General features: G+C 69.4%; 25 protein-coding genes and 3 pseudogenes. 10 read left to right on the forward strand and 18 right to left on the reverse strand.

Going from position 1 to position 21322, the window contains the following annotated elements; genetic code table 11:
• From E2C04_RS10370 to E2C04_RS20955, 10 genes and pseudogenes are all read right to left on the reverse strand, one after another.
• A complete protein-coding gene (locus E2C04_RS10370) occupies positions 1–360 on the reverse strand; it encodes a GntR family transcriptional regulator (RefSeq protein ID WP_202977745.1) in 360 nt (119 codons plus the stop codon).
• Positions 357–848, reverse strand: coding sequence for a dihydrofolate reductase (locus tag E2C04_RS10375; RefSeq protein WP_135832523.1), 492 nt, complete (start codon positions 846–848; stop codon positions 357–359). Before E2C04_RS10375 ends, E2C04_RS10370 begins: the two co-directional genes overlap by 4 nt.
• The gene (locus tag E2C04_RS10380) at positions 845–1657 is read right to left on the reverse strand and encodes a thymidylate synthase (protein ID WP_135832524.1); all 813 of its coding nucleotides are present in this window, start codon (positions 1655–1657) and stop codon (positions 845–847) included. The genes E2C04_RS10375 and E2C04_RS10380 overlap by 4 nt, the downstream gene beginning before the upstream one ends.
• Positions 1658–1768: 111 nt before the next feature.
• Positions 1769–2914, reverse strand: a complete 1146-nt coding sequence (locus E2C04_RS10385) for an acyltransferase family protein (protein ID WP_135832525.1) — start codon at positions 2912–2914, stop codon at positions 1769–1771.
• A 102-nt stretch (positions 2915–3016) separates the two neighbouring features.
• The gene (locus E2C04_RS20940) at positions 3017–3439 is read right to left on the reverse strand and encodes a PhzF family phenazine biosynthesis protein (RefSeq protein ID WP_275106489.1); all 423 of its coding nucleotides are present in this window, start codon (positions 3437–3439) and stop codon (positions 3017–3019) included.
• 128 nt (positions 3440–3567) lie between these two features.
• Positions 3568–3864 (reverse strand): annotated as a pseudogene (locus E2C04_RS20945) (PhzF family phenazine biosynthesis protein); the annotation flags it as partial.
• The gene (locus tag E2C04_RS21460; protein WP_338088744.1) at positions 3857–4072 is read right to left on the reverse strand and encodes a GNAT family N-acetyltransferase; all 216 of its coding nucleotides are present in this window, start codon (positions 4070–4072) and stop codon (positions 3857–3859) included. The pseudogene E2C04_RS20945 and the gene E2C04_RS21460, both read right to left, overlap by 8 nt.
• A 262-nt stretch (positions 4073–4334) precedes the next feature.
• Positions 4335–4550: a hypothetical protein gene (locus E2C04_RS10400; protein ID WP_135832526.1), complete on the reverse strand. Its 216-nt coding sequence runs from the start codon at positions 4548–4550 to the stop codon at positions 4335–4337.
• 2 nt (positions 4551–4552) lie between these two features.
• Entirely contained in the window at positions 4553–5107 is a 555-nt protein-coding gene (locus E2C04_RS20950) for a glycine cleavage T C-terminal barrel domain-containing protein (RefSeq protein WP_275106490.1), read from the reverse strand.
• Positions 5062–5685, reverse strand: coding sequence for an aminomethyltransferase family protein (locus tag E2C04_RS20955; RefSeq protein ID WP_275106491.1), 624 nt, complete (start codon positions 5683–5685; stop codon positions 5062–5064). Before E2C04_RS20955 ends, E2C04_RS20950 begins: the two co-directional genes overlap by 46 nt.
• A gap of 63 nt (positions 5686–5748) precedes the next feature.
• Between E2C04_RS20955 and E2C04_RS19850 the strand changes: the two genes are divergently transcribed.
• Complete coding sequence (locus tag E2C04_RS19850; RefSeq protein WP_238694241.1) at positions 5749–5919, forward strand: hypothetical protein; 171 nt, start codon at positions 5749–5751, stop codon at positions 5917–5919.
• A gap of 26 nt (positions 5920–5945) precedes the next feature.
• Positions 5946–7249, forward strand: a pseudogene (locus E2C04_RS10410) (leucyl aminopeptidase).
• Between the two features lie 30 nt (positions 7250–7279).
• Here E2C04_RS10410 and E2C04_RS10415 read toward each other — a convergent pair.
• Entirely contained in the window at positions 7280–7645 is a 366-nt protein-coding gene (locus E2C04_RS10415; protein ID WP_238694242.1) for a hypothetical protein, read from the reverse strand.
• Between the two features lie 346 nt (positions 7646–7991).
• Here E2C04_RS10415 and sucB point away from each other — a divergent pair, with 346 nt between their 5' ends.
• The 3 genes and pseudogenes from sucB to E2C04_RS19855 all read left to right on the forward strand — a co-directional run bounded on the left by sucB (position 7992) and on the right by E2C04_RS19855 (position 10768).
• Positions 7992–9818, forward strand: a complete 1827-nt coding sequence (gene sucB, locus E2C04_RS10420; RefSeq protein WP_135832527.1) for a 2-oxoglutarate dehydrogenase, E2 component, dihydrolipoamide succinyltransferase — start codon at positions 7992–7994, stop codon at positions 9816–9818.
• Between the two features lie 60 nt (positions 9819–9878).
• Positions 9879–10244: pseudogene (locus E2C04_RS22010) on the forward strand (NAD-dependent epimerase/dehydratase family protein); the annotation flags it as partial.
• Between the two features lie 53 nt (positions 10245–10297).
• Positions 10298–10768 carry a DUF1731 domain-containing protein gene (locus E2C04_RS19855; RefSeq protein ID WP_238694243.1) on the forward strand — a complete coding sequence of 157 codons (471 nt, stop codon included), beginning with the start codon at positions 10298–10300 and terminating at the stop codon, positions 10766–10768.
• Between the two features lie 25 nt (positions 10769–10793).
• Here E2C04_RS19855 and E2C04_RS10435 read toward each other — a convergent pair whose 3' ends face one another.
• Positions 10794–11309, reverse strand: coding sequence for a hypothetical protein (locus E2C04_RS10435; protein WP_135832530.1), 516 nt, complete (start codon positions 11307–11309; stop codon positions 10794–10796).
• Between the two features lie 64 nt (positions 11310–11373).
• Here E2C04_RS10435 and lipB point away from each other — a divergent pair, with 64 nt between their 5' ends.
• From lipB to E2C04_RS10450, 3 genes are all read left to right on the forward strand, one after another.
• Entirely contained in the window at positions 11374–12102 is a 729-nt protein-coding gene (gene lipB / locus E2C04_RS10440; RefSeq protein WP_135832531.1) for a lipoyl(octanoyl) transferase LipB, read from the forward strand.
• 78 nt (positions 12103–12180) lie between these two features.
• Positions 12181–13119 carry a lipoyl synthase gene (gene lipA / locus E2C04_RS10445; RefSeq protein WP_135832532.1) on the forward strand — a complete coding sequence of 313 codons (939 nt, stop codon included), beginning with the start codon at positions 12181–12183 and terminating at the stop codon, positions 13117–13119.
• Positions 13120–13178: 59 nt separating this feature from the next.
• Positions 13179–13886 (forward strand): DUF4191 domain-containing protein, encoded by a 708-nt coding sequence (locus E2C04_RS10450; RefSeq protein WP_135832533.1) that lies wholly within the window; start codon positions 13179–13181, stop codon positions 13884–13886.
• Between the two features lie 85 nt (positions 13887–13971).
• Here the strand turns inward: E2C04_RS10450 and E2C04_RS10455 are convergent, their stop codons facing one another.
• Positions 13972–14859: an SCO4651 family lipoprotein gene (locus E2C04_RS10455; protein ID WP_135832534.1), complete on the reverse strand. Its 888-nt coding sequence runs from the start codon at positions 14857–14859 to the stop codon at positions 13972–13974.
• 52 nt (positions 14860–14911) lie between these two features.
• Positions 14912–15301 carry an RDD family protein gene (locus tag E2C04_RS10460; protein ID WP_135832535.1) on the reverse strand — a complete coding sequence of 130 codons (390 nt, stop codon included), beginning with the start codon at positions 15299–15301 and terminating at the stop codon, positions 14912–14914.
• A gap of 186 nt (positions 15302–15487) precedes the next feature.
• Between E2C04_RS10460 and glnA the strand changes: the two genes are divergently transcribed.
• Entirely contained in the window at positions 15488–16906 is a 1419-nt protein-coding gene (gene glnA, locus E2C04_RS10465) for a type I glutamate--ammonia ligase (protein WP_135832536.1), read from the forward strand.
• 76 nt (positions 16907–16982) lie between these two features.
• Here the strand turns inward: glnA and E2C04_RS10470 are convergent, their stop codons facing one another.
• From E2C04_RS10470 to E2C04_RS10485, 4 genes are all read right to left on the reverse strand, one after another.
• Positions 16983–17432: a tyrosine-type recombinase/integrase gene (locus tag E2C04_RS10470; protein WP_135832537.1), complete on the reverse strand. Its 450-nt coding sequence runs from the start codon at positions 17430–17432 to the stop codon at positions 16983–16985.
• A 785-nt stretch (positions 17433–18217) separates the two neighbouring features.
• Positions 18218–18415, reverse strand: coding sequence for a helix-turn-helix transcriptional regulator (locus tag E2C04_RS10475; protein WP_135832538.1), 198 nt, complete (start codon positions 18413–18415; stop codon positions 18218–18220).
• A 91-nt stretch (positions 18416–18506) separates the two neighbouring features.
• Complete coding sequence (locus E2C04_RS10480) at positions 18507–19382, reverse strand: hypothetical protein (protein ID WP_135832539.1); 876 nt, start codon at positions 19380–19382, stop codon at positions 18507–18509.
• Between the two features lie 152 nt (positions 19383–19534).
• Positions 19535–19903: a hypothetical protein gene (locus tag E2C04_RS10485; protein ID WP_135832540.1), complete on the reverse strand. Its 369-nt coding sequence runs from the start codon at positions 19901–19903 to the stop codon at positions 19535–19537.
• A 66-nt stretch (positions 19904–19969) separates the two neighbouring features.
• On the opposite strand from E2C04_RS10485, the gene E2C04_RS10490 reads away from it, so the two are divergent.
• Positions 19970–21274: a ScoMcrA-related endonuclease gene (locus tag E2C04_RS10490; protein WP_135832541.1), complete on the forward strand. Its 1305-nt coding sequence runs from the start codon at positions 19970–19972 to the stop codon at positions 21272–21274.
• The last annotated feature ends 48 nt before the right edge of the window (positions 21275–21322 follow it).

Here is a 21322-nt window from a genome sequence, read left to right on the forward strand (position 1 = left end):
TCAGCCCAGCGCGCGACGTACGTGGGCCAGCACCTCGTCGTCGGAGAGACCGAGGTGCCGCGCCTGCACGACGTACGCCGCCGTTGCCGCCCGCGCTGCCTGCTCGGTGCCGAAGCCGAGGACGACGGTGCCCGCACGGCCGCGGGTGGCGACGAGCCCGGCCGACTCGAGCTCCTTGTAGGCGCGGGCGACCGTGTTGGTGGCCAGCCCGAGGTCGGTGGCGAGGGTGCGCACCGGTGGGAGCTTGTCGCCGGGGACGAGCACCCCCTGGGTGACCGCCTCGCTGACCTGGCGGCGCACCTGCTCGAACGGGGGCTCCTCGCCCCCGTGGTCGACGACCAGCTCGAACGGGAGCGTCACGTGCGGTCCCACCAGACCCACGAGAGCGGCGGGTCGAGGTCGGGGCGGGAGATTCGGCGGACCTCCACCCACTCGTCCGCGTCGAACTCGGGGTAGTGCGCGTCGCCGGGGACGTCGACGTCGACCTCGGTGAGGATCTGCCGGTCGGCCAGCGGCAGCGCGGCGGCGTAGATCTGGGCGCCACCGGCCACGAAGACCTCGTCGTCACCGGCCATCGCGATCGCCTGCTCGATGGAGTGGGCGACGTCGACGCCCTGGTCGCGCCAGGCGGGGTCGCGGGTGACCACGATGGTGCGACGGCCCGGCAGGGGGCGCCCGATCGACTCGTGGGTGACCCGGCCCATCACCAGGGTGTGGCCCAGCGTGGTGGCCTTGAAGTGGCCGAAGTCCTCGCTGCTGTGCCAGGGGATGTCGGGCCCGTCGCCGATCACCCGGCCCCGCGAGTGCGCCGCGATGAGGGTGACCCGGGGCTGTGCGGCGGCGCTCATACCGCGATCGGCGCCTTGATCACGGGGTGCGGGTCGTAGCCCTCGACCTCGATGTCCTCCAGGTCGAAGGCGTCGAGCTCGGTGACGGCCGGGTTCAGCCGGAGCGTCGGCAGCGGTCGGGGCTCGCGGGTGAGCTGGAGCCTGGCCTGGTCGAGGTGGTTGGAGTAGAGGTGCGCGTCACCGAACGTGTGCACGAAGTCGCCGACCCTCAGCCCGGTCACCTGGGCGACCATGTGGGTGAGCAGCGCGTAGGAGGCGATGTTGAAGGGCACGCCCAGGAAGACGTCGGCGGAGCGCTGGTAGAGCTGGCACGACAGCTTGGCGGGCCCACCGTCGTCGACGGGCTGCACGTAGAACTGGAAGAGCGTGTGGCACGGCGGCAGGGCCATGTCGTCGACGTCGGCCACGTTCCACGCGGAGACGATGTGCCGCCGCGAGTCGGGGTTGGTGCGGATCCCCTCGACCAGCTTGGCGACCTGGTCGACGTGGCGGCCGTCCGGCGTGGGCCAGGAGCGCCACTGGTAGCCGTAGACCGGACCGAGGTCGCCGTTCTCGTCGGCCCACTCGTCCCAGATCGAGATCCCCCGGTCCTGGAGCCACTTCACGTTGGTGTCGCCCCGCAGGAACCACAGCAGCTCACCGAAGACCGACCGGGTGTGCACCTTCTTGGTGGTCACCAGCGGGAAGCCCTCGGAGAGGTCGAACCGCATCTGGTGGCCGAAGATCGAGCGCGTGCCGGTGCCGGTGCGGTCCGACTTGTCCGTGCCCTCGTCGAGGATGCGTTGCAGCAGGTCCAGGTAGGCGCGCATGCGCGTCACCCTATCGCCGGCAGCGCCGGCCCGTCCGGCCGCTGGGCACTTCTCGGTGGCTGGGCCGTGTCCTGCGCGTCAGGGCGGCCCACGCCGTCGCCCGGAAGCAAGTCACTCAGGAGCGCGGCGTGCCGGCGGGACGAGCTTCGCCTCGGCGGGGACGCTGACCTTCCTGGTGCGGATCGGCGGGTCCAGGACGGAGAGCGGCCGCCCCACGGTGCGCTCGAAGAACTGCCGCCACCACGGCAGCTCCTCCCACTTGTGGACCAGGGCGGCGAGCCCGAGCGCAGCTGCCACGGTCAGCGGGTAGACGATCCACTTGTTGGCGTCGGTGATGAGGAACGACATGGCGACGTACCCCATGCGCGCGTGCACCAGGTAGAGGGGATAGGTGAGCGCCCCGGCCAGACGAGCCTTCGGCAGCCGCAGGGCCGCCACGCGTGGGATGAGCATGGAGGCGACCAGGGCCACCCACAGCAGCACGACCCCGAGCAGGATGGCCTCGTTGAAGGTGGTGTCGTCGAGCTCACCCTCGGCGCGCCCGCGGACCACGGCCCAGCGCAGCACCACCCCGAGGCCGACCAGGAACCCCGTCGCCTGCAGCGCGTTCCAGCGCCCGGTGTGGCGCACCTCGGCCAGGATCGCGCCGATCGCGAAGTAGCCGTAGAAGTTGCCCAGGAAGGGCCCCGCCTGGAGCTGGGGCGCGACGAGCAGGACGACCCCCATGCCGATCGCCCAGAGCGGGATCAGCGTCGGGATGCGAGGGCCGAGGCGCAGCACCATCAGCACGAAGACGCCCGCGTAGAAGAGCAGCTCGTGCACCAGCGTCCAGTAGACGCCGTCCACGGCCGGTTGCCCCAGCAGCGTCGGCACCATGGTCAGGTTCACCAGCACCTGTCGGGGCGTGACGCTGAGGTCGACGCGGTCGCCGAAGAGGGCGATGACCGCCGCGGTGACCAGCATCGCCACCCAGAAGGCCGGGAGCAGCCGCCGGGCCCGCGAGACCGCGAAGCGGCTGGGCGCCTTGCCGCGGGCTGAGTTCATGATGACGAAGCCGCTGATCAGGAAGAAGAGGTCGACACCCAGGTAGCCGTACTTCACGACCTCGGCGAGCGGGGTCAGCGTGACGTCGATGCGGTCGAACTGGATGCCCCAGAAGAGGTAGTGGAAGAGCACGACCATCATGGCCGCGGCGAACCGCAGGTAGTCCAGCAGGTCGAGGCGGCCCGACCCTGCCGCATCCTGAGCAGGTCCCATGGCTGTCCCCCGTCCTCGGCCCGCGCGGCGTTCAGACTAGCCCGTCGGCCGGGTCCCCGACCAGTGACTCCTCAGGCGTCAGCTGTCCGGATGACCGCCCGGTCAGGCGCCGAACGAGACGGTGCCGCGCACCGACGTGCGGGTGGTGCCACCGATCCAGAGATCACCGTCGCGGCGCTGCACGTGGACCCGTCCCGAGCGGCCGATCGCGGTGCCCTGACGGGCGACGTAGGAGTCGGGCAGCACGCCCGCCCCCACCAACCACTGCGCCAGGCCTGCGTTGAGGGAGCCGGTGACCGGGTCCTCGGTGGTGCCGAAGAGGGCGCGCACCTCCACGGCGTACTCCCCTCCGGCGGGGTGGAGCCCGGCCAGTCCCACTGCGAGGCCGGAGAGTGCGGCCACGTCGGGGCGCACGGCCAGCACGGCGTCGGCGTCGCGCAGCAGCACCCCGATCCAGCCTGGCCCGTTGTCGACCCACTGCATGGCCTCGACGTCGTCGGTCTCCAGCCGGAGCGCCGCTCGCACCCCTCCTGGGTGGAGGCGTCGACGTCACCGCTGCGCAGCAACGGCGGCGCGGCGAACGAGAGCACCTCGCGGCGGCGTACGGTCACCAGCCCGACGCCGCACTCCTGCACGACGTCGTCGCCGGCGGGCGCTCCCCCGGCCTCGAGCCAGGCGTGCGCCGAACCGAGCGTGGGATGACCGGCGAACGGCAGCTCGCCGTCGACCGTGAAGATCCGCAGCCGGTAGTCGGCGCCCGGGTCACGGGGGGTGAGCAGGAAGGTCGTCTCGCTCAGGTTGGTCCAGCGGGCGAAGGCAGCCATCTCGGCGTCGTCGAGGTCGTCCGCGCCGTGCACGACGGCGACCGGGTTGCCGCCCCACAGGTCGGGCGAGAAGACATCAACCTGGGAGAAGTCGTGCTCCCCGGACCCAGCGCCCACCTCAGGCACCGAGGGCCTTCAGCGCCTCGGTGTCGAGGCGGTAGGTCGTCCACTCGTCCTGCGCCACTGCGCCCAGCGACGCGTAGAAGGCGATCGACGGGGCGTTCCAGTCCAGGACCCACCACTCCAGACGGGTGTAGCCCCGCTCGAGGCAGACCTGGGCGAGCTGGCGTAGCAGGGCCTTGCCGAGGCCGGTGCCGCGGTGCTCGGGAAGCACGAAAGGTCCTCGAGCCAGATGCCGTTCTTCCCGGTCCACGTGGAGAAGCTCAGGAACCACACGGCGAGACCGACGACCTGCCCGTCGACCTCCGCCACGTGGCAGAAGGTCGTGGGTGAAGCGTCCTCGAAGAGCACCCGGCGGAAGTCGGCCTCGGTCGCCTCGACCGCGTCGGGCTCCTTCTCGTACTCGGCCAGGGCGTGCACCAACGCCAGGATCGCCGGGACGTCGCCCTCGACGGCCGGACGGATGCGGGGGTCGCTCATGCGTGCAGCGACATCGGGCCGTAGACCTCGCGCCCGCCCTCGAAGAGGGTGACGGAGTCGACGCCCTCGGCAGCGAGGTCGGCGAAGAACTCCCCCACCCACGCCTCGGCCTCGGCCTGGTCGGCGAAGGTCCGGTCGGCGAAGTCGGCCGAGACCTGGACCGGCGCACCGGAGGCGTCGTTGAGCGTCCAGTACCACGCGTTGCCTGCCATGATCAGCCCTCCCGGACGGACGTGTCGACGAACGGCGGCTTGACCACCGTGAAGATCTCGCGGCGCCCACGGACGTCGACGCCGACCTCGGCGCCGACCTCGATCGAGGTGGGCAGCAGGGCCAGGCCGATCCCCTTCTTCAGCGTCGGGCTGAAGGTGCCGGAGGTGACGTCCCCGAGCGGCACGTGCTCGGTCAGGGTCACCGACATGCCGGGGCGCGGGATGGCGCGGCCGGTGGAGAGCAGGCCACGCAGCACGCGCGGCGCGCCCTCCTCCTTCTGGGCGGCGAGCACGTTCTTGCCCCAGAAGCGCTCCTTCGACCAGCCGACCGCCCACCGGACACCGCCCTCCAGGGGCGTGGTCTCGAGCGAGATGTCCTGGCCGTGCAGCGGGTAGCCCATCTCGGTGCGCAGGGTGTCGCGGGCACCCAGGCCGCAGGGCACGATGCCGTGGTCGGCACCCGCCTCGAGCAACGCGTCCCAAACGGCCAGCGCCTGGTCGTTGCGCACGATCAGCTCGTAGCCACGCTCGCCGGTGTAGCCGGTGCGGCAGACCACGACCAGGGAGTCCGGCGACGCGACCTCGCCTCCCCCCACGCGGCCTCGACGAACGACATGTAGCCGTGGCCGGCGGGCAGGCCAACGGCCGTCAGCACCTCGTCGGACTTCGGCCCCTGGACGGCCAGGACCGCGTAGTCCTCGTGGTGGTCGGTGAGCTTCACCCCGTCGGGCAGCTCGGCGGTGAGACGGCGTACGACCTCGGCGCTGTTGGCGGCGTTGGGCACGAGCAGCACGTGCTCGTCGTCGCTGAGGTAGGCGATCAGGTCGTCGACGATGCCGCCGGTCACGTCGTCGCAGCAGAGCGTGTACTGCGCCTGGCCGGGCTCGATGCGGCCGAGGTCGTTGCTCAACGTGGAGTTCACGAAGTCGGCCGCGCCCGGGCCGCTGACCAGCACCTTGCCGAGGTGCGAGACGTCGAAGACGCCGACCGCGTCGCGCACGGCGGTGTGCTCCTTGACGATCCCGGTCGAGTACTCCAGCGGCATCGACCAGCCGCCGAACTCGGAGAACTTCGCACCCAGCGCCGCGTGGCGCTCGTGCAGCGGCGACTGCTTCAGACCCTCGTCGGTGGACATGGGGCGACCTTAACGCAGCGCAGCCGCCCACCCGCGTGCCGCACGCATCGCTATCCTTCCGGGGTGACGACGACGTACACCCTGCGCACCGCCAGCCCTGCCAAGACCCGCACCGACGCCGTGGTCGTGGGGGTCCTCCTCGACCGACCAGGGGCGACGCTCGCTCCCGGGGCAGAGGACGTGGCCACGGCGTACGGGCGCAAGCTCCGTCCGATGCTGGAGACGATGGGGTGACCGGCAAGACCGGTGAGGTGGTCAAGGTGCCGACGACCGGCACGATCACCGCGCCGCTGCTCGTCCTGGTCGGCCTCGGCACCGAGGTCACCCCGGTCTCCGTACGCCGTGCTGCCGGTGTCGCCGCGCGCAACATCCCCAACGCAAGCTCGGTGGCGCTCGCCCTGCCCGCCACCGACGAGGCCCTGGTCAGCGCGACGCTCACCGGGTTCGTGCTCGGCGGCTACACGTTCACGACGTACAAGAAGCCCGGCAAGGACACCCGACCCAGCGAGGTCGGCGTGCTCTCCCCCGTCGCGCGGAGCGAGGCCGCGAAGGCCGCCTTCGAGAGCGCCCGGGTCGTCGCCGACGCCGTGCTCTCAGCCCGCGACTGGGTCAACGAGCCGCCCGGCGACTTCACCCCCGAGCGTTTCGCCGAGGCCGCCACGGCCGCCCACGCCGAGGCCACGAAGGGCCGCGGCGCACCAGAGGTGACGCTCGAGGTCTTCGACGAGAAGCAGCTGGCCGAGATGGAGTGCGGCGGGATCCTGGGCGTGGCGCCGCCTCGGCCGCTCCCCCGCGCCTGGTCAAGCTCACCTACGCTCCCCAAGGGGCCTCCACGCACCTCGCGCTGGTGGGCAAGGGCATCACCTTCGACTCCGGCGGCCTGACCATCAAGCCGGCCGGCTCGATGGGCACGATGAAGTCCGACATGGCCGGGGCCGCGGCCGTCGTGCAGTCGATCCTCGCCATCGCCCGCCTGGGCCTGCAGGTCAAGGTCACCGCCTGGGCACCGCTCGCCGAGAACATGGTCTCGGGCAACGCCACCCGGCCCGGCGACGTCCTGACGATCCGCGGCGGCACGACCGTCGAGGTGCTCAACACCGATGCCGAGGGCAGGCTGGTGCTGGCCGACGCGCTCGTCCTGGCCGTGGAGGAGGAGCCGGACGTGGTCCTCGACGTGGCCACCCTCACCGGCCACATGGTCCTGGCGCTGGGCGACAAGGTCACCGGCGTGCTCGGTGACGACGAGACCGTCGCAGCCGTCGTCGCAGCCGGCGAGCGGGCTGGTGAGGCCCACTGGCCGATGCCGATCCCCGAGGAGATGGACGAGCGCATCCGCAGCAGCAAGATCGCCGACCTCGCCCAGCACGACTGGGTCCGCTGGGGCGGAGGGCTGTACGCAGCCGCGTTCCTGCGCGAGTTCGTCGGCGACGTGCCGTGGGCCCACCTCGACATCGCGGGCCCGTCGTTCAACTCGGGCGGACCGTTCGGCGACTGGACCTCCGGCGGCACCGGCGTGTCGGTGCAGACGCTGGTGGAGTACGCCCGCACCCTCGCCGAGGGCTGACCCAGAGCCTCAGCTGGTCCGGAGCCCGGGTCAGACCTCGCCGGCCTTGCGGCGACGGTTCCACTCGCGCATCCGCTGCGGCACGCCGACGACGGCGGCGTCGTACGACGGGATGCCGTGGTGGTTGCAGAAGTCGTGCGCCCACTTGACCGACGGGACCCGGCGTCGGGTCCACTCGCCGTCGTGGGCGACGAGCAGCAGGGTCACGTCGTTGACCGCCGTGCGCGGCTCGACGAACCCCTCCACGCCGCGGCGCTGGACCACCCACTCGTTGAGGTGCCTGGCGTCGGAGGAGGAGGCAGCACGCACCGTCGTGGAACCCGTGCGCGACGCGTCGCCGGCAGGTCGACGCATGCGCGCGGAGCCGCCGCTGCGGAACCGATCGAACAAACCCATGGACACAGTGTGACGGGTGGGTGGCGACCGGGTGCTGCGCAGTCCGGGTCGAAGTGAGAAGATGACAGGAGAAATCACGATCTCGACCTAGCGAGGGATTGACCACAGTGGCGGTCGCCGAACACGACGCACCGGTCCTCCGGACCAGCTTCGACGGTGGTTCCTGTCAGGGAGCCGTCGGAGGCCGTGGCCGCCCGGTCCCGCGTCGACGTGGCCCCTCGCCCGTGGTGCATGCTCATCCCACCGGCACCACGTCGCTCGACCAGGCACCCCTGGTCATCCCGGGCGACCCCCAGCACCCCCTCTCCTGACCCCGACCCACACCTCACGAGACGACAGGACACCCATGGCCTCCGAAGTCACCCTCCCCGCACTCGGCGAATCCGTCACCGAAGGAACCGTCACCCGCTGGCTGAAGCAGGTCGGTGACACCGTCGCCGTCGACGAGCCGTTGCTCGAGGTCTCCACCGACAAGGTCGACACCGAGATCCCCTCGCCCATGGCCGGCGTGCTGCTCGAGATCCGTGCCAACGAGGACGACACCGTCGAGGTCGGCGCCGTGCTGGCCGTCATCGGCGAGGAGGGCGAGGGTGGCGCGTCCGCCGAGGCCCCCGCCGAGGAGGCCCCGGCCCAGGAGGCGCCCGCCGAGGAGGCCCCGGCCCAGGAGGCGCCCGCCGAGGAGGCTCCGGCTGCCGAGGCTCCGGCCGCCCAGGAGGCTCCGGCCGCCGAGGCTCCCACCGCTGACACGTCCAACGCCACGTCGGTCACGCTCCCCGCGCTGGGCGAGTCGGTGACCGAGGGCACCGTGACCCGGTGGCTGAAGCAGGTCGGTGACGAGGTCGCCGTCGACGAGCCGCTGCTCGAGGTCTCCACCGACAAGGTCGACACCGAGATCCCGTCGCCCGTCGCCGGCACCCTGCTGGAGATCAAGGTCTCCGAGGACGAGACCGTCGAGGTCGGCGCCGAGCTCGCGCTGGTCGGCTCGGGCTCGCCCGCCGCTGCCCCCGCAGCCGAGGAGAAGCCCTCCGCTCCCGCCGCTCCCGCAGCCGAGGAGAAGCCGGCCGCTCCCGCGGCACCTGTCGCCGAGGAGAAGCCCGCAGCGCCTGCTGCCGAGGAGAAGCCCGCAGCTGCTGCCGAGGAGAAGCCGGCCGCACCCGCCGCTCCCGCCGCTCCCGCCGCCGAGGAGAAGCCCACCGCTCCGGCCCAGCCGGCTGCCCCCGCCGAGTCGAAGCCGACCCGCGACGAGGACCAGAGCGCCTACGTGACCCCGCTGGTGCGCAAGCTCGCCGCCGACAACGGCGTCGACCTCTCCACCCTCACCGGCACCGGTGTCGGTGGGCGCATCCGCAAGCAGGACGTCCTCGACGCCGCTGCTGCCGCCAAGGCCCCGGCTGCCCCGGCCGCCGAGTCCGCCCCGGCCGCTGCAGCGCCGAGCGCCCCCGCCGCCGCGGCCCCGTCGCCGCTGCGTGGCCGCACCGAGAAGCTCAGCCGCCTGCGCAAGGTCATCGCCTCGCGCATGGTCGAGTCGCTCCAGACCGCCGCCCAGCTCACCACGGTGGTCGAGGTCGACGTCACCGACATCGCCCGCCAGCGCGACGCGATCAAGGCCGACTTCGCCGCTCGCGAGGGCGTGAAGCTCTCCTTCATGCCGTTCTTCGCCAAGGCCGCGATCGACGCCCTCAAGGTGCACCCGGTCCTCAACGCGCAGATCGACCTCGAGAACGGCGAGGTGACCTACTTCGACAAGGAGAACCTGGCGATCGCCGTGGACTCCGAGAAGGGCCTCCTCACCCCGGTCATCAAGGACGCCGGCGACCTGTCGGTGGCTGGTCTCGCCCGCAAGATCGCCGACGTGGCCGACCGCACCCGCAACAACAAGATCGGTCCCGACGAGCTCTCCGGCGGCACCTTCACGCTGACCAACACCGGCAGCCGTGGCGCGCTCTTCGACACCCCGATCCTCAACCAGCCGCAGGTCGCCATCCTCGGCACCGGTGCGGTCGTGAAGCGCCCGGTCGTCATCGACGACCCCAAGCTCGGCGAGACCATCGCGGTGCGCCAGATGGTCTACCTCGCGCTGACCTACGACCACCGCCTGGTCGACGGCGCCGACGCGGCTCGCTTCCTGAGAGACGTCAAGCAGCGCCTCGAGGCGGGTCAGTTCGACATCTGATCCACCTGTTCCACCACGACGCACGGGGCCAGCCGACCAGTCACCTGACAGGCTGGCCCCATGCGCGTCGTGATCGCCGGTTCGTCCGGCTTCCTGGGCACTCACCTCCTCCGACTGCTGCGCAGCCACGGGCACCAGGTGAGTGCCCTCGTGCGTCGTCCGCCCGGCCCTGACGAGATCCAGTGGGACCCGTACGCCGGCCCGCTCGACCCGGCCGCGCTCCAAGGGGCGCACGTCGTCGTCAACCTCGCCGGCGCGCCCACGATGGGCAACCCGCACTCCGAGAAGTGGGCCCGGGCGCTGCGCGAGAGCCGGGTCACCACCACGGCCGTGCTGGCCGAGGCGATCGCCGCGTGCGAGCGCCCGCCGGCCTTCCTCGCCGGCAACGGCATCTCGTGGTACGGCGACCACGGCGACGACCCGGTCACCGAGCAGTCCGACAGCCGTGGAGACGCGCTCCTGACCCGCGTGACACGGGAGTGGGAGGCCGCGACGGCACCCCCCTCGAGGCTGGCGCGCGGGTCTGCCTGCTGCGGACGGCACCGGTGCTCGACCGCCGCTCCGCTCCGCTCAACGTGCTGGCGCCGCTCTTCCGGACCGGCCTGGGAGCCGGCCTCGGCTCGGGCCAGCAGTACTTCCCGATCATCTCGCTGCGCGACTGGACCGCTGCGGCCGCCTTCCTGGCCGAGTCGCGCGACCTCTCCGGGCCCTTCAACCTCTCCTCCCCCGTGACTCCGACGAATGCCGAGTTCACCGACGCGCTGGCCGCGGCCGTCGGACGGCGCGCCTTCCTCCGTGTGCCCGCCTTCGCCCTCAAGCCCGCGGCCGGCGCGATGGCTCCCGAGGTCCTCGGCTCGATCCGCGCCGTCCCGGCCGCGCTCGAGTCGGCCGGCTTCGACTTCTCCGACCACACGGTCGCCGACGTCCTGGCAGCCGGTCTGGCGAAGTGACGCGGGTCCCGCCCCCCGGCTCCGGTCAGGTCTCCCCGCGGGCGGTGCGGTGGACCACCTTGGCGACGCGCCACGTCCCGTCGCTGCGTCGCAGGGTGACCCTTCGCCGCGAGGGCGCGTCGCGGGGCAGTGCACGTCGTACGTCCGGGCCGACGACGGTGCCGGCGTACAGGCGGTCGGTCACGTCGAGCACGACGAGGTCGGCCTCGACCCTGAGCTCCTCGACCTCGAGCAGCTGCGTGGTCATCCCCTCGACGACGAGCCCGCGCTCGACGTACGCCCGGAGCATCGCCGCGTCGGTGCGCCCGACCCGCGCACCGTCGACGTAGAGGCGGCGCAGGGCGTCGACGTCCCCCTCGCGCCACGCCTGCGAACGGGCCTCGTCCCAGGCGTGGAGCAGCTCGACGGGCGTACGCGGCTGCTGCTGCGCGGGTGCCGCAGGCGAGACGTCTCGCTCCCCCGCCAACCAGATGACGAAGGTCCCGACCACGCACAGGACCGCCGCCACGAGACCTGCTGCTGCCACACGAGTGAGTGCCATGGATCCACCCTGCCCGCATCGGGGCCCGGACGTCGGCCGTCATCCACAGGGTTACATTGGCCACATGACGCTGGAGTTCGTGGAGGCAGGATTCGGCGAGGCCGCAGTGCCCTACCTCGAGGCCTGGGAGCTGCAGCGCGACGTGCACGCCGGCGTCGTCGACGGCTCGCGGCCGCCGACGGTGCTGCTGCTCGAGCACCCTCCGGTCTTCACGGCCGGCAAGCGCACCGACCCGCACGAGCGCCCCGCCGACCCCGGTGGCGCCGACGTGATCGACGTCGACCGCGGCGGCAAGATCACCTTCCACGGACCGGGCCAGCTCGTGGGCTACCCGATCGTGGGGCTGCCCGACCACGTCAAGGTCGTCGACTACGTACGACGCGTCGAGGAGGCCCTGATCCACGTCTGTGCCGACCTCGGTGTCGCCACCGCCCGAGTTCCGGGGCGCAGCGGGGTCTGGCTGCAGGCCGACGCCCGCGGCCCGGAGCGCAAGATCGCCGCGATCGGCATCCGGGTCAGCCGCGGCGTGACCATGCACGGCTTCTCGCTCAACTGCGACGTCGACATGTCCTGGTACGGCCGGTTCGTGCCCTGCGGCATCGCCGACGCCGGCGTCACGTCGCTCAGCCAGGAGCTGGGCCGCGACGTCACCGTCACCGACGTCCTGCCGCTCGTACGCCGCCACGTCACCGACTACCTCGCGTGGGCGCCGTACGACGCCACCCCCGACTACGAGCCGCGGCCGGAGCCCGGGCGTACGCCGCGCATCGAGCTCGTCACGCCCGGCGCGTGAACCCCGGGGCCAGCGCGGTGTGACCGTCGCGACGTCCCACGATTGGGCCGGACCCACCCGCGGCGTAAAGTTGCCCCCGTGACGTCACCTCTTCCTGATGGCCGCAAGCTCCTCCGCCTCGAGGTCCGCAACGCGGAGACCCCGATCGAGCGCAAGCCCGAGTGGATCAAGACGCGCGCCAAGATGGGTCCGGAGTACACGGCGCTCCAGAGCCTGGTGAAGTCCGAGGGCCTGCACACGGTGTGCCAGGAGGCCGGGTGCCCCAACATCTTCGAGTGCTGGGAGGACCGCGAGGCCACCTTCCTCATCGGCGGTGACCAGTGCACCCGTCGCTGCGACTTCTGCCAGATCGACACCGGCAAGCCCATCGACCTCGACCGCGACGAGCCCCGCCGCGTCGCCGAGTCGGTGCAGAAGATGGGCCTGCGCTACGCCACCATCACCGGTGTGGCCCGCGACGACCTGCCCGACGGCGGCGCCTGGCTCTACGCCGAGACCGTCCGCGTCATCCACGAGCTCAACCCCGACACCGGCGTCGAGAACCTGATCCCCGACTTCAACGGCAAGCCCGACCTGCTCCAGGAAGTCTTCGAGTCGCGTCCCGAGGTCCTCGCCCACAACGTCGAGACCGTCCCGCGCATCTTCAAGCGGATCCGTCCCGCGTTCCGCTACGAGCGCTCGCTCGACGTGATCACCCAGGCTCGAGACTTCGGCCTGGTGACCAAGTCCAACCTGATCCTCGGCATGGGCGAGACCCGCGAGGAGGTCACCCAGGCGCTGGAGGACCTGCACGGCGCCGGGTGCGAGCTGGTCACCATCACCCAGTACCTGCGCCCGTCGGTGCGCCACCACCCCGTCGAGCGCTGGGTCAAGCCCGAGGAGTTCGTCGAGCTCCAGGCCGAGGCCGAGGAGATCGGCTTCTCGGGCGTGCTGTCCGGCCCGCTCGTACGTTCGTCCTACCGCGCAGGACGCCTGTACCGTCAGGCCATGGACGCCCGGGCGTCCGCGACCGCCTGAGCGGTCCCCCGTCACGTTCCACCACCCGGCCCCGGCCGTCGAGTCAGCAGAGGCACCACATGTCTACCCCCGTCACCACCGACCTCTCCCGTCGCCAGCAGCTGGTGCGCTCGTACCAGATGGCGAAGAAGTCCGACCCCCGCCTGGGCCTGTTGACCCTCGGCGCCGGACTCTTCGGTGCCCTCATCGGCTTCTTCGGCGTCGCGGCCCTGCCCGGCGGCGGCCCGCTGTCGTGGATCATCGCCGTGGTGACCGGCATCCTGCTGGGCCTCCTCCTCGCCATGATCGTCTTCGGCCGTCGCGTGCAGCGCGCTGCCTACGACCAGATGGACGGCCAGGTGGGCGCCGCCGCAGCAGCCCTGGGCATGCTCCGCGGCAAGTGGAAGGTCGACCCCGCCGTCGGCTTCACCAAGCAGCAGGACGTCGTGCACCGCGTGGTCGGCCCTCCCGGCATCGTCCTCGTGGGTGAGGGCTCCAGCCCCGCTCGCCTGAAGGCCCTGATGAGCACCGAGCGCCGCAAGCACGAGCGGGTGCTGGCCGACACCCCGATCCACGAGGTCGTCTGCGGCAAGGGCGAGGGCCAGGTGCCGCTGGACAAGATCCTGCGCCACGTCCAGAAGCTCGGCCGTCAGGTCAAGCCGGCCGAGATGACCGACATCCTCAACCGCCTGCGGGCGCTGGACGCCAACCGCTCCAACATCCCGCTGCCGAAGGGCCCCGTGCCGACCAGCATGAAGGGCATGCGCGGCCAGATGCGCGGTCGCTGAGCGGCAACCCACGACGTACGACGAGAGCCCGGGCACCTGCCCGGGCTCTTGTCATTGTGGGGTGCGGCGTCACCGCCGACGGGGGTCAGCCCTGTGGCGAGTCCGGCATGTCGGGGCGCTCGATGACGTCGCTGGCCGGCGGGGCGGTGATCTTCACCGGAGCGCCCCAGGCGTCGTAGGTGACGGTGGTGCCGCCGAGCTTGCCGATCTTCATGGCGATCTGCGGACCAGCCTCTCGTCGTCGAAACCAGATGTCGTAGTCGATGGTCTTGGGGTACTGCGCCAGGACCGACTTGTCGATCTTCATGCGGGCCGGGTCCAGCTTCATGGAGTAGCGGTGGAACGCGTCACCGTCGACGTCCTCCTGGCCCGCGTACTCGATGCTCTTCGCGGCCTTGGTGAAGACGTCCACGGTCGAGGAGGGGTCCAGCGCGCTCAGGTCGAGACCCATGCCGGCGGTCTGCTCGGCGGGGATCTTGACGAACTTGCCGCCGCTCATCCCGGTGTTCATGTAGAGCGCACCGTCGACCAGGCGTACGTCGCCCTCGGTGCCGTCGGGCAGCGCGCCGCCCGACATCGTGATGGCGAGCTCGGGCTCGTCCTGGGTGAAGTCGATGTCGCCCGAGAAGCTGGTGGAGAACTGGTCGGACTCGGTCGTCATCGCCACCTTGGCGGTGGTGGCCTTGTCGAAGGCGGCCGCGAGCAGCGCGCCGAACTCCTTGGCGCTGATGCTGGCGCCGGGCTCGGAGGCACCGACCGCGGGCCCCTGCGACGGCGAGGAGGTGCTGGTGTCGTCGCCGTCGCTGCTGGCGGTGGGCGCGGGGGCCTCGCTGGCGTCGGCGTCCGGGGACTCCGTCTGCTGGGAGGCCGACGCGCTCTCGGCGTCCGACTTCGAGTCGTCGTCGCCCCCGCAGGCGGCCAGGCTCAGCGCCAACGGCAGGGCGAGGGCTGCGCCGGTGCGGCGCAGGGTCATGGTTCGACGCACGGGAGGGCCTTTCGAGCGTGGGCGGCGGTCGCCCCCGACACTACTGGGCGGGGGAAGTCAGGTCCTCGAGTCGTACGACCGCTGACCCGACCGCCAGGTCGTGCAGTCCGCGACCGTCCGGTCGGAAGACCAGCGGCGGGATGACCAGGGCGACCAGCACCTGGCGCAGCAGTGCGGGCAGCAACGTGATGGGGCGCGGGGTGCCGTCGAAGCGCACCACCCGCAGGCGGGTGACGAGCTGGCCGAAGGAGCCGCCGGCGAGCGCGACCAGGAAGCCGGACTGCAGGACGAAGACGCCGAGGGTGTAGAGGCCGGAGGACGGGTTGTCGAGCCATCCCTGCCAGCCCAGGAGGAGCATGACCACGCCGATGCTCGCGAACCAGTCGACGAGGAGGGCGAGGATGCGGCGGGTCCACGAGGCGGTCTGCACCGGGCAAGGCTACCGAGGGCGTGCGTACGCTCCTGAGTGCGGGCGGTGTTACGTCGTTGAAACAATGGGGATACGGTCAAGAAACTGCCCCCGCATAGGTTGCGGGGCACCTCGGTGCACCGTCGCACCGACTGCCACTCCCCGGATCTGGCGGCCACCACCCGAGTGGATGGCCTAGGAGGATGAATGTTCGCGAATAGCGATGAGCTGCTCAAGTACATCAAGGACGAGGGCGTCGAGATGGTCGACGTCAGGTTCTGTGACCTTCCCGGCATCATGCAGCACTTCACCGTGCCGGCTTCCTCGTTCGACGAGTCCGTCTTCAAGGACGGGCTGGGCTTCGACGGGTCGTCGATCCGTGGGTTCCAGGCGATCAACGAGTCGGACATGAACCTGTTCCCGGACCCGTCCACGGCTTACCTGGACCCGTTCCGCGCAGCCAAGACGCTGGTCGTGAACATGTTCATCCACGACCCGATCACCGGCGAGCAGTACAGCCGCGACCCGCGCAACATCGCGAAGAAGGCTCTGGCCTATCTCGCCTCCACCGGCATCGCCGACACCGCGTACTTCGCCCCCGAGGCCGAGTTCTACATCTTCGACCAGGTCCGCTACTCGACCGGCGTCAACGAGTCGTACTACCACATCGACTCCGTCGAGGGCTGGTGGAACTCCGGCAAGGAGGGCGACAACCTCGGCTACAAGACCCGGCTCAAGGGTGGCTACTTCCCCGTCGCGCCGTACGACCACTACACCGACCTGCGCGACACGATGGTCAAGAACCTCGAGGCGTCCGGCCTGCAGGTCGAGCGTGCGCACCACGAGGTCGGCACCGCCGGCCAGGCGGAGATCAACTACCGCTTCGACACGCTGCTCAAGGCCGCGGACGACGTGATGAAGTTCAAGTACATCATCAAGAACACCGCATGGGAGGCCGGCAAGTCGGTCACCTTCATGCCGAAGCCGATCTTCGGCGACAACGGCTCGGGCATGCACGTGCACTCCTCGCTGTGGAACGGCGGCCAGCCGCTCTTCTACGACGAGACCGGCTACGGCGGCCTCTCGGAGATGGCCCGCCACTACATCGGCGGCATCCTGAAGCACGCCCCCTCGCTGCTGGCGCTGACCAACCCGACGGTCAACTCCTACCACCGCCTGGTGAAGGGCTTCGAGGCCCCGATCTCGCTGGTCTACTCCTCGCGCAACCGCTCGGCGTCGATCCGCATCCCGCTGACCGGCACCAACCCGAAGGCCAAGCGTGTCGAGGCCCGCTTCCCCGACCCGTCGGCCAACCCCTACCTCGCCTTCTCGGCGCTGCTGCTGGCCGGCATCGACGGCATCAAGAACAAGATCGAGCCGCCGGACCCGATCGACAAGGACATCTACGAGCTGCCGCCGGACGAGATGGCCGAGATCGAGCAGGTGCCCACCTCGCTCGGTGCCGTCCTCGACGCGCTCGAGGACGACCACGACTACCTGACGGTCGGCAACGTCTTCACGCCCGACCTGATCGAGACGTGGGTCGACTACAAGCGCACCCAGGAGATCGAGCCGGTGCAGGCGCGTCCGCACCCGCACGAGTTCGAGCTCTACTACGACATCTGATTCGCACAGTTGGCTGACCAGTGGTTTTGCGGCTACTGGTCAGCTGACCAGCGGAAACGTCGTTCGACGCTTTCCATCAGTTTCCATCCGTGAGCGCCGTCTCGTGCGCCCAGGGTGCGCCAGTGCTAGACGCGGCCGCGTCGGGCCTCCGGCCCTGTCCGAGGGCCGTGTCTAGCGCTTGCCGCGCCTTGTCACCAGAGCTCGGCATCACATGGGTGTAGACCCTGAGCGTGAAGCCTGGATCGGCGTGGCCCAGGTACTCAGACACCGCCTTGATGCTGACGCCGTGCTCCAACCACAACGATGCACAGGTATGCCGTAGCGCATGCATCCCGTTGTCTCGCTCGGCAACGAGTCCGACGGCCTGTTGAGCAGGACGCCACACGGTTTGGTTGAAGTAGTTCCGGTTGAGCGGCTTGCCCTCACGACTGTAGAAGACCAAGCCCCGAGGGAGGGCGTGGTCCTGCGCTCCCCCGAGAGAGGCTGCAGCGACCCGAGATGCCGTTCGAGGTGTTCCAGGACCCAACCACCGACTGGAACCGAGCGCACACGTTGGTACTTCGGCAGAGCTGGAACCGGCTTGCCCGCCTCCAAGCGAATCTGTTGCCTCACATGGAGCGTTTCTGCAGCAGAATCAATGTCATGGACCCGGATACCGAACGCCTCCCCCTGGCGGAGTCCGCAACCTGCTGCGACAGCTACGAGGGCGCGAAAGCGCTCCGGAACCGCGTCCACCATCCCGAGAACCTGCTCTGGGGTCCACGGCCGGACCGCCCGCGTGGGACGCGAAGGCAAGCGCACAGACGCGGATCGAGCAGGGTTCCGAGGAATCAAGCCGTCATCACACGCGCCTTGAAGAATTGCGCCGAAGTTTGTCAGGAGAAGCTGCACGTACCGAGGTGCCAGCTCGTCGCTCAATCGCCTCAACCACCCCTGGATATCTGCTGGCCGGATCTGACGCAGCTCCCAGGCGCTCCACTGAGGCAGCAGGTGGACCCTGAGCCGCACGTCCATCGCCTCGCGGGTGGTGGGCGCAACGATCTGACGCTCCATCCATGTCACGGCATAGTCCGAGAAACGAGAGCGACCCGCGTTCACGTCGATGTACTCACCGCGGTTGAGTTGCCGCTGGAGCTCTACAGCGAAGCGGTCGGCGTCCACCTTGCGCTCGAACGACCGATTCCGCGATGCGCCTTCAAGATCCCGGTACCGCACTTGCCACCGCTGCCCCCGGCCGTAGCGCGGAGTCTTCGTTCGCTCCCCCGTCGCTTTGTCAACCGCCCACCAGCGGTCAGCCACCGACGCCACGAGTCAGCCCACCGCGCGGCACGCGGGGCTTTGGAGCCACGCAAGCACCGCTCGCGGGTCGTAGCGGCAATGACGGCCAACGCGAAAGAACGGCGGTCCCGTGCGCTTGTGATTCAGCTTGTAGAGAGTCGCCACCGGGATAGCCAGGAACTCAGCCGTCTCTTCCAAGGTCCACAGCCTCTCCGGAAGACCGCGGGTCATGCCATCACCCCGAGGCGCTTCTCTTGGAGCAAGGCAGCGAAGGCGCGCCCCGTCTCTTCTTCGTCCAACGCCAACTGTCGACCAACTCGCCTCATCGTCTGTTCGAGGTCCTCCGCTCCCAGCAGGGCGCCGCCCTGGCCACGTAGCCACGGAGTGCAGGCATGATGCGTCGCAGATCGCCTGCCACTGCGCCAGCGCGGACACGGTCAAGGCCGACAGCGCCTCCGCGCAGGGAGGCCTGTTGCACCTGTTGCCATTCCGCCGCAACGGGCCATCGGCTACGCGTCTCGTCTTCAGTCGGGATGCGGCAGGAGAGCCACTTCTCCGTGAGGTAGCCCCACAGCTCAGGCGCGTGCTCCAACGCCTGCTCGGGTTTGTCGATGCCGCATTCCTTGAGTACCTGGCGCCCAACCTGAAACTCAACCCGAAGTACCCGAGTCCCAGGGCGATAGGCGTCCCCCCACACGGACGGCCACCAGTCGGTGCCCTTCTTGGCAATCTCCGCCGTCTTGTCGTAGATCCGTGCCTTCACGGGCGACTTAGCCGACCCGAACATCAGCGTCTGCATCTCCGCGTCGTTCTCGTACATGACCGTCTGAGCGGATCTGGCAACGAAAGCGGCTCGATCCTCGGAGCTCAACAGCCACCCCTGAGAGTCCATGTAGACATCCAGCCGGGAGACCTTCCACTCCACGGCGCCAAGCAGCAGCTCCACAAGGTCGCGCCACCAGGACAGGGCCGCCTCCACGCCGACGGCGTGCAAGAACGCCGCTCGCGGCTGAACCTGAACCGTCGGAAGCGCGGCGCTCGTCGTGAGCCCCAGGAGTCCGTGCTGGTGCTCCAACCTAAACGGATAGCGGTTCAGGGACGTGCCGGACACCTGCAACAACACTCCCCCGGCGTCCAGCAGCTCAGGCCTGCGAGTCTCGCGGGCCACTGCCTTGCTCTGTTCGAGGTCAGCGAGCAAGCAAGGCCGCAGAGATGACCCCGCGGCCAGAGAAGTACAACGAGTCAATCCCGGAGGCCAGCTCCGTCACTGTAGTCACATCATCCCGAAGTCCCATATCTGAGACTTTAGACGCGCCCCATTCTGTTGTCCAAGATTTGCGACTAGCCGGTCTAGTCCTCTTCCTGGCTCTGGGTCAAATACTCCGCAACGTCGATAGAAACCCCTGGCAGCGTGAACTCGTCAGGATGCTGTTTGAAGACCTTCCGGAAGGCAGCGACCTTGCGGAAGATCGATGAGCGGCTCATGCCTAGGCTCAGCAGACCCTCGAAGCCTCCGTGAAGCTGCCAGACCAGCCAGAAGCCAAGAAGGTCCGCGACGCTGTTCGCTGAGATGCTTCGAAGCCCGTCACCCACCGGCGTCCGCTCGATCAGCGGCTTCGTGATCACAGTGTTGACGGCCTTTGCGTACGCGTCCCAGGCGGCACGTGCCATCCCTTGACCTTCAGCGGACGGCATGCGCTCGGATCGGAAATCGTTCACCGGGACACGGTATCGACTTCCACCGACACTGACCGCATGACGGTCCAGACCGCTAGCGTTCGGCCCATGAGCCTGAAGGACATTACCCAGCCAAGAGCCGTCACGCAGGCGCTCAACGAGGCGCAGAAGCTTGGCCGCGCAGGGTTCCTCTCGAAGTACGGCTTCGGGAAGGCTCACAGGTACTTCGTCCTGTGGCAGGGCAGACACTTCGACTCGAAGGCGATCCTCGGAGCAGCCCACGGCTACCAGCACGGGACGCCACTCAAGCCGGCCGATTTCAGCGGCGGAGAGGACACCGTAGCCTCGCGTTTGCGAGCTCTCGGTTTCACTGTAGCTACCGACTCAGACTGGGTATACGACGAGGGTGACGTGACTCTTGGCAGCAACATTGCTCAGCGCTACGGGGGCAGCGACCAAGGCGGGATCCGTCCGTCCACCTCCACCCCGAACATCTTTCTCTTCACCGACCCTGAAGAGGGCGTGAAGAGCGGCTACAACTTTGACCGCTGGGACGACGCGAATCCTGATCTGTTTCACTACACCGGCGGCGGCCAATACGGCGATCAGAGCCTGAGCCATCGAAACGGATCCATCCTCAACCACGCGGAGGCCGGCCGTACCCTTCGCCTGTTCCACACCCTCGACTCGAAGAAGCGGCGGGGCGGCAAGCGCCAGGAGTACCTAGGTGCCTTCTACGTCGATCCATCGAACCCCTACCGCGGGGAGGACGCCGTCGGACGGGACGGCCTCATGCGCAAGGTGGTTGTCTTCCACCTGTTGAAGGACTCGGCCGCTCCAACGCCCGGCAAGAACACCGCTGGCCCCGAGCTCGCCAGCACGGCACCAACGGATCAATCCCTAGAGTCCGCGCCTGACAACACGCCAACGGGAATCCTCCCACCGGGAACCACTGTGGAGCCAGGACCGAACGCGACCAGGGGCGCGGACATCACCGTAATCGACTCCGAGAACCACAAGGAGATGGAGTTTCTGGTCCCCGCTCAGGAAGCGACCATCGCCAAGAAGGTTGAGGCTGAGCTGGTGGAGGACTTCCAGTCTTGGCTTCAGGACCAGGGACACGCGACGCGTCGCGTGAGGATCAAGGTGGCTGGCGAGAAGTACACGCTCGTCACCGACACCTATGACGTGACTGCCAACCACCTCTTCGAGGCCAAGGCAAACGCGGACCGCAACTCTGTGCGCCTGGCCATCGGCCAGTTGATGGACTACATGCGCTTCATGCCCGAACCAGAACCCGAGGGCTACATCCTCCTGCCGGAAGCTCCCATCATCGATCTGGAGAAGCTGATCTTCGTGGCCGGCTTCGGATACGTGTACCCAGAGGGTGACGAGTGGATCTACGAAATCTGACCAATGCAGTTTGAGGGTGCTGTGTTACAGCGAACGCACCCCACACGG

It is taken from the genome of Nocardioides daphniae (assembly GCF_004777465.1).
Taxonomy (GTDB): domain Bacteria; phylum Actinomycetota; class Actinomycetes; order Propionibacteriales; family Nocardioidaceae; genus Nocardioides; species Nocardioides daphniae.